General features: G+C 45.6%; 9 protein-coding genes. 5 read left to right on the forward strand and 4 right to left on the reverse strand.

Annotation, left to right across the window (positions count from 1 at the left end; all coding sequences use genetic code 11):
* Positions 1–59 precede the first annotated feature (59 nt).
* A complete protein-coding gene (locus tag C9I99_RS11445; RefSeq protein ID WP_107349015.1) occupies positions 60–2,879 on the forward strand; it encodes an amylo-alpha-1,6-glucosidase in 2,820 nt (939 codons plus the stop codon).
* Positions 2,880–3,003: 124 nt separating this feature from the next.
* On the opposite strand, the gene C9I99_RS11450 is transcribed toward C9I99_RS11445, so the two are convergent.
* The 3 genes from C9I99_RS11450 to malK all read right to left on the reverse strand — a co-directional run bounded on the left by C9I99_RS11450 (position 3,004) and on the right by malK (position 5,373).
* Entirely contained in the window at positions 3,004–3,186 is a 183-nt protein-coding gene (locus C9I99_RS11450) for a hypothetical protein (protein ID WP_107349016.1), read from the reverse strand.
* A gap of 126 nt (positions 3,187–3,312) precedes the next feature.
* Entirely contained in the window at positions 3,313–4,179 is an 867-nt protein-coding gene (locus C9I99_RS11455; RefSeq protein ID WP_107349017.1) for an alpha/beta hydrolase, read from the reverse strand.
* A gap of 84 nt (positions 4,180–4,263) precedes the next feature.
* Positions 4,264–5,373: a maltose/maltodextrin ABC transporter ATP-binding protein MalK gene (gene malK, locus C9I99_RS11460; protein ID WP_107349018.1), complete on the reverse strand. Its 1,110-nt coding sequence runs from the start codon at positions 5,371–5,373 to the stop codon at positions 4,264–4,266.
* A gap of 607 nt (positions 5,374–5,980) precedes the next feature.
* Between malK and malE the strand changes: the two genes are divergently transcribed.
* The 4 genes from malE to C9I99_RS11480 all read left to right on the forward strand — a co-directional run bounded on the left by malE (position 5,981) and on the right by C9I99_RS11480 (position 10,151).
* Positions 5,981–7,162 carry a maltose/maltodextrin ABC transporter substrate-binding protein MalE gene (gene malE, locus C9I99_RS11465; protein WP_107349019.1) on the forward strand — a complete coding sequence of 394 codons (1,182 nt, stop codon included), beginning with the start codon at positions 5,981–5,983 and terminating at the stop codon, positions 7,160–7,162.
* Between the two features lie 65 nt (positions 7,163–7,227).
* On the forward strand, positions 7,228–8,811 hold the full coding sequence (malF, locus tag C9I99_RS11470; RefSeq protein ID WP_107349020.1) for a maltose ABC transporter permease MalF: 1,584 nt from the start codon (positions 7,228–7,230) through the stop codon (positions 8,809–8,811).
* 11 nt (positions 8,812–8,822) lie between these two features.
* Entirely contained in the window at positions 8,823–9,713 is an 891-nt protein-coding gene (gene malG / locus C9I99_RS11475) for a maltose ABC transporter permease MalG (RefSeq protein ID WP_107349021.1), read from the forward strand.
* Positions 9,714–9,947: 234 nt separating this feature from the next.
* Positions 9,948–10,151, forward strand: a complete 204-nt coding sequence (locus tag C9I99_RS11480; protein ID WP_107349022.1) for a hypothetical protein — start codon at positions 9,948–9,950, stop codon at positions 10,149–10,151.
* Between the two features lie 481 nt (positions 10,152–10,632).
* On the opposite strand, the gene C9I99_RS11485 is transcribed toward C9I99_RS11480, so the two are convergent.
* Positions 10,633–11,850, reverse strand: a complete 1,218-nt coding sequence (locus C9I99_RS11485) for a GGDEF domain-containing protein (protein ID WP_107349023.1) — start codon at positions 11,848–11,850, stop codon at positions 10,633–10,635.
* Positions 11,851–12,042 lie beyond the last annotated feature (192 nt).

Below are 12,042 nucleotides of genomic sequence, written 5' to 3' on the forward strand. Positions count from 1 at the left end.
GCAGCTCTTGTTGGAGAGTCTGCGCATTTTTGTAATGAACGATTACCCAAGGATTACACGTGAGCACAATTGAACAAGCACCTTTTCACGAGCCGTTATATGTCAAAGGGACGTTTAATGGGTGGGGTGACGACACGCCAATGACGTATATTGGTGACGGCTGTTATCAGGCTGTCGTTTGTTTTTCTGCTGATCTTCATAATTTTAAGATTTCTGATCAGCAGGGGAGCGAAGTACTTAGTTTTGCTGCCGATAAATATAAAGCGGTTGCCTGCGAGTTAGAACAGTTTCTGCCGCTGATCCCGGCCAAAGGGATTGGTAATGATCTTACCTTCATGGCGCCAGAGACTGGCTTATACACAATTTCAGTAAACGTGTCAGATGAAAGCGTGGAAATGGTGATTGAAGCCGGTGGCGAAAATCTTGATAGCGAGCCAAATCGCGAACTGTTCAGTGCCTCGTTTGCAGTGATGGCAGGTCAGGGGCAAGTGGCTGGTAAGGGAAATAAAGTCCTGGATCCAGAACCGTTGTTCAATGAACTGGCGATCAGGGTTGAGCAAAGTGCTCCTTTTGTGTTTGGCGATAATATTGATGGCTATTTCGATGGTGTCACCCATGGGTATGTGGCCGCCGGTAAGTACCGCCATAAACAAGGTTGGTACCTAGGCGCGACGGCATCCTTTGTCGATGGTGTACTCAATGATAAAACCTCGGCGACTGAAGCGCGTATCTATCCGTACGGTGTTACTCATGCCTTCAGCAATGACTCTGGTAACAATATTGAAGAAACTTTCATGCTGTTTTCGGGGCAGCAAAGCCGCCAGCGCAGTGCCGCAATAACGGTACGCGCGGATAAGCCCGCTACGCTGACAATAGCCCCTCAGCTAAATTTGGCGATGGATAGTTCTTCAGTGACGGCATTTGAGGGTGGGGTGGTGTACTCACTCGCGCAAGAGTTGCGCCAGCCGGGCACGCCATCGTTTATAGCCCTTTGTGCTAATCAGGCGTTCAGTTTTAAAGAAACCACATTTGGCGAAACGCCAGATCTGAAAGACAAACTTCACCTGAGTGGTCACCATGTTAAACCATTATTGACCTCGACTGAGCTACACACAGAGATGACTGTGTACTTGGCTTTTGCCGAAAGTGAAGATGAGGCAATATCACAGGCAAAAGCGCTAGTTGATAATGATGGAGTGAGCATTCACCTGCAGCAGGTGTATGACATGCTGACCCATTCTTATGTTTGGACATCTGATAGGGAATACAACCGTGCCTTGATGTGGGCGAAAGCGTCGGGGAAAGTGTTCGTCTCAACGGAATTTGGTAAAGGAATATGGGCTGGTCTGCCTTGGTTTAAAGACTGTTGGGGGCGAGACTCTTTTATTGCGGCGCCGGGGATCACCTTGGTCAATGGCGACTTTGAAGATGCCAAGACCATCATTGATAATTTCGCCTCAATGCAATTGAATAATGAAAGCAGCGTTAATTTTGGCCGTATCCCTAACCGTGTTACCAGCTTAACCAATATAATTTATAACACCACAGACGGCACGCCGTGGATGGTACGGGAAATCTGGGATTATCTGCGCTATAGCGGCGACAGAGACTACGCCGCGGCGATCTACCCTGTGGTTCAAACCTATATTGCGGGTATTGAAAAGCACTATCTTGATGAGCATGGGCTCATGACTCACCGCGATCCTGATACCTGGATGGATGCCAAACTGGAAGGTAAACTGCCTTGGTCTGCCCGTGGTACTCGCGCCAATGATATCCAGGCTTTGTGGTATACCAGCTTATTGGTGGCAGTAGAGTTGGCGAAGCTAACCGGTGATGAGCAGGGTCGTGGGCATTACAATCAAATGGCCGAGCAGGTAAGGGAGAGCTTCCAAAGACTATTCTGGGATCATAAACAGCAAAAGTTAGCGGATCGCCTTTATAGTGATGATCAGCGTGATTTGCAGGTTCGATCTAACCAGTTGATGACAGTAACGGTACCGTTTGATAATGGTTTGCTGGAAAAAGGTATTGGTGCCAAGGTGGTGAAAAATGCCGTGAGCGAATTGCTGTTCCCGTGGGGGATCACGTCATTGTCGCAGTATGATCCTATTTTCCATCCATACCATGCCAACCGTGACGAATACCACAAAGATGCAGCCTATCATAACGGTACCATTTGGGGGTGGAATGCGGGTTTTACTGTTTCAAGCCTGATCGCATACGGCTATGCCGATTTTGCTTATCAGCTAACCAAGAACCTGTCTGAGCAGATTTTGTATTTGGGCCACCGTGGCGCAATGAGTGAAAACCTTGATGCGTTTTTGAATGTTCAAGGCGGCCTGACCACGACGGGAACCTATGCTCAGGCATGGTCGGTGTCAGAGTTTACGCGTAATGGTTACCAGGACTACATCGGTTTTAAGCCTGAATTACTATCAGGCAAGATCGTGTTGGCACCTTGTTTACCGTCTGCATGGCAGCAGTTCGATGCCGAGCTTCGTTTTGGCGAGTCTAATGCGCTGCTAGTTAGTTACCAGCAAAATGAACACGGTCAGCAATGTTTTGAATTGCAGTATCAGGCACATTGTCCTGTGCAACTTGAGCTGCATTTGATGTCAGAAGACCAAGCGAAGTATCAACTCTTGATTAATGCTGATGAGTTACCCGCTCAGATCAACTTTGATCCGGTTAGCACAGAGGTTACCGTGAATGGTCAGCGTCGTGATCTTGAGCCTTTCCAGCCGAGCTTTGCGTCAGTCATGGGTGATCTTCGTTTTACCAAGCCGGATCTTTCATTGGTCTTTCCCGTATTGCAAGGTCAGCATGTGCTGCAGCAGCAAGTTGAGCATGCCGATCTAGCGCTGGCAACAGATTAACAGTATTGGGCTATCGGGTATTTAGTTAGTCCGTGCTCAAAAGGCTAAAATGAAAAGCGCTGCGTTTGCAGCGCTTTTTGTTTGGTCGTCGGTTAGTTCGGTGGCTAAAGGAGCAGCACGATTTTCAGTCGGATTCCATATAGGTACGCCCTTCAAGGGAGTAGGGCTCATTGTCATCGTATAGGTTTCGCTGCCCTCTAAGCTTTTGCATCTTGGCCTCAAGTGCTTTTGCTTCTTGATAATTGCCCTCTTGATAAGCTAAGTGAAGGCGTTGCTCGATATCTTCGATCCTATCATGGCTGCTCATGTTATGATCCTCCATTTGAAGCTATACCCACTCAGGTAAGTGGTACAACCAACTTGCCGTTTCATTTTCAGTGTAGGAGCGGATCCTCTCCCGTTCCACCCAATACTGAGCTTGAAGGCTTTTGGATCAATGAATGTGCAATTTTTCTATCATTGCGCTAAAGCGACGTGCCCAAGCGGTTTCACTGTGGATACCCCCGTTATCGACCACAAAATGACACTGCAGCTGTGCGGATTTGTGGTTAAGCCTATTGGCAAACTCAACCGCTAAATCGTGGTATAGGGCAGGGAAGGAACTTATCGAATGGTCACTGGTTTCATTGGTTCCGATGTCCATATAAATCGCTATAGGCTGATTAATATAGGTTTCTTCAATGAACGATTTCATTTCATTTGGGGCAAACCAGAAGGCCGGTGAGAAAACGCCGGCTTTGGAGAAGGCATCTGGGTATTTCAATGCTGTATAGAGGCTGATAAAGCCGCCCATCGAGCTACCGGCAACAGTCGTGGACTCTCGCTCAGGCTGAGTTCGGTAATGGGTATCAATATAAGGCTTGAGGGTCTGGATGATAAAATCACAATAGGCGTCCCCTTCGCCGCCTTGCGGCTCTTTGCCTTGCTCCCAATCAGCAAGTGCAGCCGGAGGGTTGAAAGACCAAGGTGAATACTCATCGCGGCGTCCTAGATGGTCTCTTTGCTGGCTACAATCTACAGCGACAACGATGTGGCCGCTGGTTCTTCCTTGGCGCTGTAGCGCGTCCAGCTGTTCTGCTGCCTGCCAACTGGCGCCAGAAATACACAATTCGGGTTCAAACACATTCTGGCCATCATGCATGTAAATGACAGGGTAGTGCTGAGCGCTGGTATCGTAATCGAATGGCAGGTAAACACGTACGTTGCGGTGACGGTTTAGTTGAGGCATCCGCATATTTTTATGGACTATCATCCGATCTGGGTCATAGTTTTTCTTGAGTGGGTCAAGAGGCATAGTCATAGCTACTCCATCGGCAAGCCATAAAAAAAGCGCTGTTGGTTTAATCAACAGCGCTTGTTTTGTTAAAAAAGAAAACGGGTTTTTTTATTCGCAAGGTTCTTTGTATAGGCGCTGACATGCTCTGCCATCGCTATGGAATAGGTGACAGCGGTGCGCTGGAATATCGACTTTGAATGAATCGCCAGCATCAACGTTGATGGTATCAGGGCGGCGATAGATGAAGTCTGCATCCATGTGCTCAAGGTGTAGGTAAGCTTGGGTCTCATAGCCAAGTTTTTCTACGACCTGTACTTTACCTTCAATCGTTGCGTCGCCTTCGCCTGCGGGTACTAAGTGCTCAGGGCGAACACCCAATGACATGCGCTCGCCTTTGGTCACGGTTGTACCATCAACAGGGATCCAGAATGCATTGCCGTCAGCCATTTGAACCATAACACGCTCAGCTTCGACTTGTTCGATGAATACACTCATGAAGTTCATCTTTGGTGAGCCGATGAAACCGGCAACAAAGCGGTTTTGCGGGTAGTGGTAAAGCTCTAGAGGCTTGCCAACCTGGGAGACATATCCACCATCAAGGACCACGATTTTCTGTGCCATGGTCATCGCTTCAACCTGATCGTGGGTGACGTAGATCATGGTACAACCGAGCTGCTTGTGCAGTTTGGCAATTTCGATACGCATTTGTACACGTAGCGCGGCATCAAGGTTAGAAAGCGGTTCATCCAGTAGGAAAACATTTGGCTGGGAAACTAAGGTACGACCGATTGCAACACGCTGGCGCTGACCACCAGAAAGGGCCTTTGGTTTTCGCTCAAGAAGATGGCCAAGCTGAAGGATATCTGCTGCGTGGTCAACACGGCGTTTGGTTTCGTCTTTGTCGGCTTTAGCTAGCTTCATGCCGAAAGACATGTTGTCGAACAGATTAAGGTGAGGGTAAAGTGCATAAGACTGGAAGACCATGCCCACGCCACGTTCTGACGGAGGTACGTCATTCATGTGCTCTTCGCCGATGTACAAATCACCAGAAGTAATGTCTTCTAGGCCAGCGATACAACGTAGAAGTGTTGACTTACCACAGCCTGATGGACCTACGAAGACAACGAATTCACCCTCTGCAATATCGAGATCAACGTTCTTGGAAATCAGGTTATCTCCATATGCTTTACATACATTTCGTAAAGTAACACTCGTCATCGAGCCTATTCCTCTAAGTTGTTGTTGCCAGCAAGGCCTCATCTTATTCGCGCGTGACCTTGCGGGTAAAGAATTTTTCAGCGTAATTGAAGAAAAACTGGGTAGAACGCCATTCATTAAGGGAATAGGCGTCTACCCTGACCAAATCCAAATTATCTACTTCCCCAAGAAATAAAATGGTGCTGTCGTCTTTAAAAAGAGTGGTTAGTGCAAAAGTGCATTACCTAACAAAAAGAACAGTGTCTTCAACTACCCAGTGGGTATGGTTGTATTCTTGCTGAGGATAAGCGTGAAAACATCCTCCTTATCAATAAATAAAAAGGGGGATGAGGGGGGGAGGAGTGTTTGGATCACACTTTGTCATTGTAAGGGCTGAAGGTATCTTTTATTCCCAGTAGTATGTGCGCTGTATCACAATCAAACGTCGTTATTAGATCTGCATCACTAAGCGAAACGACGGAGATCACGCTTTTCACACTTAGGGGGTGGGGGCGTAGGACACAGGATGATGCCGAGTGCTTGATACTGTTGGAAGATACAGACTGAAATTTGTATTGCAGAGTTGCTTGTGCAATACAGCCAATAACAATCATGAAGGATGTTAATAATGAAGAAAGTCCTCAGCACAGTCGCATTATGTACCCTTGCTGCTCTTGGTTCTGTCTCTGCACATGCAGCGATTGAAGAAGGTCAACTTACCATTTGGATTAATGGTGACAAAGGTTACAACGGCTTGGCAGAAGTAGGTAAACAGTTCGAAGAAGACACTGGCGTAAAAGTTACTGTCGCTTTCCCTGATAACCTTGCAGAGCGTTTCCCGCAGGTAGCTGCAGCTGGCGATGGCCCTGATATCGTATTCTGGGCTCACGACCGCTTTGGTGGCTATGCAAAAGCTGGCCTACTTGCAGACATTAATCCCTCTCAAGCGATGAAAGATAAAATCATCGATTTTACTTGGGATGCGGTATCTTACGATGGTAAGTATGTCGGTTACCCTGTTGCTGTAGAAGCACTTTCTCTGATTTATAACAAGGATCTTGTGCCAAACCCACCTAAAAACTGGGAAGACATCGAAGCACTGGACAAGACGCTTCAGAAAGATGGTAAGAAAGCGATCATGTGGAACTTGAAAGAACCGTTCTTCACATGGCCAATCCTAACTGCTGACGGTGGTTATGCCTTCAAATTTACTGCGAACGGCTACGACGTGAAAGACGTAGGTGTAAATAACGCGGGTGCGAAATACGGCATGAACTTCATCAAGTCTTTGGTTGATAAGAAAGTTATCTCTCCAGATATGGACTACAGCATCTCTGAAGCCGAGTTTAACAAAGGCACTGTTGCGATGACAATCAATGGCCCATGGTCTTGGGGCAACATTGAGAAGTCTGGTATCAACTATGGTGTCACTCTACTACCTAAGCTAAATGGCAATCCGTCTAAACCTTTTGTAGGCGTTCTTACAGCAGGTATCAGCGCCGTTTCCCCTAACAAAGACTTAGCCGTTGAATTCATCGAAAACTACTTACTGACTAACGAAGGTCTGGCGAAAGTTGACGCTGATAAACCACTCGGTGCTGTTGCACTGAAATCTTTCCAGCAGAAGCTTGATAAAGATGCCCGTATTGCCGCGACAATGGACAACGCAATGAACGGTGAAATCATGCCAAACGTTCCACAAATGACTGCTTTCTGGTACGCACAAGGTAACGCCATTCAGAACGTTGTTGACGGTCGCCAGGGGGTTGATGATGCCCTAGACGCCGCTGCAGGTCACATTCTTAAGTAATACCTTTTACGGGGAGGGGTAACTCTCCCTATTTTTATTTGTCATTTTGTTAGCAAGGAGCTGAGATGCAGTCAGTTCAAGGTGCAGAACTTCTGGATTCACCTCAAGAAAGTTCGAAATTTAATTATCGTAAGTGGCTGAAATGGTCACTGCTAGGCATGATCGGTACGGTTAACGGTTATGCTACTGTCTTAATGTATGCTCAGGGTGAAATTCCCTTCGCACTTCTTACCGTTGTTCTCACAGCTCTTGCTCTTTATATTTTTGGTAGTAAGAAAACCTACGCACACCGTTATATCTACCCGGGTATTGCGGGGATGATTATTTTCGTTATCTTCCCATTGATTTATACGATTGGCTTAGCATTTACTAACTACAGTGCTTCCAACCAGTTATCTCTTGAGCGTGCTCAAACTGTGCTTCAGCAGCGTTCCTTCTTATCAGGTGAAAGCTACGGCTTTGACTTGTATAAGGTTGATAATGGTCATCAGCTCATCATTAAAGCCGATGGTGAACTACTAGCCTCTGATGTTTTTGATATTACGAATCCACCAGCAGAAGAGTTCATGCATCTGCGTCAGGTAGACGTGGTACAGGGTGAGAAAGAAATCATTCGTACTATCGTGCAAAACCGCTCAAACCTTAACAAGGTAGAGTTGGAGATGCCTAGCGGTGAACATATTCGCATGAGTGGCCTGCGTAAGTTTGCTGCTGAAATGGCCTTGTTCACCATGCAGGAAGACGGTGAATCGCTGTTCAATAACCAAACGAACCAGCTATTCAAGCCAAATTACGAGATTGGTTTCTACCAGCCGGTCGATGCCAATGGCGAGTTTGTAGAAAAGCCTATTTCTCCGGGATTCGTGGTTGGCGTTGGTGGTGCAAACTTCAAACGCGTGATGACCGATGATGGTATCAAAGAACCGTTCCTTGGCATCTTCGTCTGGACTGTTGTTTTTGCCTTTCTTGCTGTTGCTCTGACGCTGGCGTTGGGTATGATTCTGGCTGTTATCGTACAGTGGGAACCGTTGAAAGGGAGTGGCATCTACCGCGTACTGCTTATTCTTCCTTATGCAGTGCCATCGTTTATTTCGATTCTTATCTTCAAGGGTTTATTTAACCAGAGCTTTGGTGAGATAAACATGCTGCTTGAAGCCATGTTCGGCATCAAACCATCGTGGTTCTCTGACCCTGTTATGGCCCGAGTGATGGTTGTACTGGTTAACACCTGGCTTGGCTTCCCTTACATGATGATCCTATGTATGGGCCTGTTGAAGTCGATTCCTGAAGATTTGTATGAAGCATCGGCCATTGATGGTGCCGGTCCTATCCAGAACTTCTTCAATATTACTTTGCCAATGTTGATTAAACCGCTGACGCCGCTACTGATTGCCAGCTTCGCGTTTAACTTCAACAACTTTGTAATGATTCAGCTATTGACCTCAGGCGGTCCGAACATGGTCGGTACGTCAGAGCCTGCAGGTTACACGGATTTGCTAGTAAGTTATACCTACCGAATTGCATTCGAAGGTGGCGGTGGTCAAGACTTCGGTCTAGCCGGTGCAATCGCAACCATTATCTTCATCTTGGTAGGTGGTATGGCACTACTTAACCTGAAATTTACCAACACTAAGCTTGAGCAGGACTAAGGAGAGACGTCATGCCAATGGTTCAACCTAAGTCATTAAAATACCGGGTATGGGCAACACACATTGGATTGTGCTTGTTCCTGGCGGCAACGATTTTCCCGCTGCTGATGATTGTTGCAATCTCCCTGCGTGAAGGTAACTTCGCTGGTGGTGAGCTAATTCCAAGCAACCCAACGCTCGATCACTGGCGATTAGCCTTGGGCTTCTCGGTAACAAACAGCGATGGCAGCGTAACACCACCGCCATTCCCTGTACTACTATGGCTGTGGAACACGGTGAAAGTGGCAGGCATTACCTCGGTAATCATTGTTGCTCTGTCGACAACCAGTGCTTATGCGTTCGCCCGTATGCGCTTCAAAGGCAAGAGCACCATCTTGAAAGGGATGATGATCTTCCAGATGTTCCCTGCGGTACTTGCTCTGGTTGCTCTATACGCGTTGTTTGACCGTCTAGGCCAGTACATTCCATTCTTGGGTCTTAATACCCACGGTGGCCTGATTTTCTCTTACCTTGGCGGTATTGCACTACACGTATGGACAATTAAAGGTTACTTCGAAACGATTGATGGCTCGCTGGAAGAGGCGGCAGCACTGGATGGTGCCACACCGTGGCAGGCATTCCGTTTGGTATTGTTGCCACTATCTGTGCCGATCCTTGCTGTGGTATTTATCCTGTCATTCATCGGTGTAGTTACTGAAGTACCGGTAGCTTCACTGCTACTGACTGATGTCAACAACTATACACTGGCCGTTGGTATGCAGCAGTACCTGTACCCTCAGAACTATCTATGGGGTGACTTTGCGGCGGCGGCAGTGCTATCGGCCATTCCGATTACTACCGTGTTCCTGCTAGCCCAGAAGTTTTTGGTCGGCGGTTTGACTTCAGGCGGTGTGAAAGGGTAAGCCGTATACAGTTAAACGTGTTAATAATGAAAACCGGATGCCTTGGCATCCGGTTTTTTTGTGGGGGGATATCTGAATAATATACTTAGTCTCTATTGCCCTTGCGCTTCTCACCATTAAAAAACATGAAACCCAGTATTGGAAACGCCACGAAACTTTTACTTCAGGCAATACCTGCTACGCTTTTAAAGTTGGTTCACGTTGTAAATAAACCCTAACTCGTAGAGGCTTCTAATGAAAAGATTACTTGTTCTGATGATGCTTGTTTTCTCTAGCTTTGCTTTTGCCAACTCTTCCTCTGGTCACGGTGGTGGTAGTACGGTCTCAACGCCACAAATCATATGTATGTATGAAGGGAAGATACTGGGTGTAACCGCTATTCCTGCCTATGAGTGCACGAAGTTGAAAAAAGAAATGAAAGAAGGCTCGAATAAGTAAATATGCCTCATTTTTATAAAAGTGATCATCATGATGGTCACTTTTTTTGTCTATAAAGTAGAATAAACGAGTATTGTATCTGTATGTTTTAAGTTGTCTTTTAAGGCTTACGTTAACATAGTGATTATCAATCCACTCGAATAATTAAAATTTGAGCAAATGCTGATCTTTGAGCATGTCTACCATCTTTTGTGTTTTACATTTGAGTTTGGGCTGATAGAATCATTCTATTGGGGTATAAGAAATTACCCCGCGCAATAATAACAATATGCTTGTTTTCACTTAGCAAGCAGCTCCCGGGCTTAGTGCCTAACAATGGTTTGGCCGCCGATCTGTTAGGGGAAGCTAAGTTCCACTTTATATTGGCGTTGCTGCATAGCTGGACTTACCTTTGTTAAAGAGTAAGTTTGTTTGGTAACCAAAACCCGACAGTTCTGTTCGGGTTTTTTTTATATTTAGCTTTAGAGTTCTTTGAGGGAGACTAGCGTTGAACAACCTGATTTCTACCATTGGACTTGGCGCGGTATAAGGCCTTATCGGCTGCTTTCAAGACTGAGTGCGGATTATCAATATTGTGGTTACCTGACAGGCCGATACTCACTGTTATATTGGTGGAAATTGTTTGCGCGTCTTTTGTGGTTTCATTGTTCTGGTGGGCGAGAATTTTCAGAGGATAGGCAGAGATACCTTTTCTTATCTGTTCTAAAAGTCTCATGCAATCTGCCTGGGCCTTACCTTTAAAAATAATAGTGAATTCTTCACCGCCATATCGGTATACCTTAGCAAGGTTAGCCTCTTTGGCAATAATACTGGCGACTAGGCGTAAAACATCATCGCCTGTTTTATGACCATATGTATCATTAAATTTCTTAAAGTGGTCAATGTCGATCATTGCTATAGAGTATGTACCGCCAAGATACTTCATTTCGGTGTCTAATGAACGTCGTCCAGGAATCCCCGTTAATTGATCAATATACGCTAACTCGTGGCTACAGTTGATCAGATTAGTCAGCAATAAAAGAGAACAAACCGTGTAAGCAACACTTGATATCATAGGAAACTGAAAAAAGGTAAGTGTTATTGCTGAGAATAGGGTACTGATAAATAATGCATGATCATGAGGCTGGTTGCGTTTGAAAATTAACATAGCATGTAATGTTATCGAGGCGATAAACAGTAAAATGATAGCCACAGGTAGCCGTGATATTAAAGGAAATCCGATTAAGTATTTTTGCCAAACCATTGATAAGTCGAAAGCTGATAAATAGCTTATTGCAACAGACGAACAGATAAACTGAGCAAATATGATGAATAGAAACAATATACCCGATCGAGTCAGTAAGCGCCGTTCGGGAAGACGGTGAATGATTAACAAGTTCAACGGTAGCAGTAGTGATAACAGTGTATAAGTCAGTTTAGTGGATTGGATGGACAGCGGTGACTGAAGCCATGTTTGTATGATGTAGTAACTGAGCAGTAATATGATTGCAGCTAATGAAGTGCGCGATTGATTAAACAGTTCCCCTAAAAAAACGGCGACAGGGAAAAGGATGTAAGGGAGCGAGATGAGCAAAACTTCGCTTGTTGAAGACAACTGGGGTACGCGGTGTAATCCAGCAAGTAGAGCTAATGCTAATAGGATTGGCGATCCAAAACGGAAAAAAGCACTTCTGCTAAGGGGAATAGAAAATGGCTGCATTACTTAGTTTAGTTACCTTTACTCATGTTGTTATCAAAAATCACTGAACGAGAACAGCACTCATCTCTATATTGATAATTATATACTGCACTACATCAGTATGCATAAAAAGTCTATTATCAGTTAAGTTTATAGCACTGGTTTGTTAATGGTTTTTGATATTAGGTTGAAATTGAGAGGTTGGTATACTGT

The sequence above is a fragment of the Photobacterium lutimaris genome (assembly GCF_003025555.1).
GTDB classification, from domain to species: domain Bacteria; phylum Pseudomonadota; class Gammaproteobacteria; order Enterobacterales; family Vibrionaceae; genus Photobacterium; species Photobacterium lutimaris.

Bases quoted from the DNA above. Each gene is read 5' to 3' on its own strand.
- C9I99_RS11480 (WP_107349022.1), top strand. From the start codon at position 9,948: ATGAAAAGATTACTTGTTCTGATGATGCTTGTTTTCTCTAGCTTTGCT.
- malG (WP_107349021.1), top strand. From the start codon at position 8,823: ATGCCAATGGTTCAACCTAAGTCATTAAAATACCGGGTATGGGCAACA.
- C9I99_RS11455 (WP_107349017.1), bottom strand. From the start codon at position 4,179: ATGACTATGCCTCTTGACCCACTCAAGAAAAACTATGACCCAGATCGG.
- malK (WP_107349018.1), bottom strand. From the start codon at position 5,373: ATGACGAGTGTTACTTTACGAAATGTATGTAAAGCATATGGAGATAAC.
- C9I99_RS11450 (WP_107349016.1), bottom strand. From the start codon at position 3,186: ATGAGCAGCCATGATAGGATCGAAGATATCGAGCAACGCCTTCACTTA.
- malF (WP_107349020.1), top strand. From the start codon at position 7,228: ATGCAGTCAGTTCAAGGTGCAGAACTTCTGGATTCACCTCAAGAAAGT.
- C9I99_RS11485 (WP_107349023.1), bottom strand. From the start codon at position 11,850: ATGCAGCCATTTTCTATTCCCCTTAGCAGAAGTGCTTTTTTCCGTTTT.
- malE (WP_107349019.1), top strand. From the start codon at position 5,981: ATGAAGAAAGTCCTCAGCACAGTCGCATTATGTACCCTTGCTGCTCTT.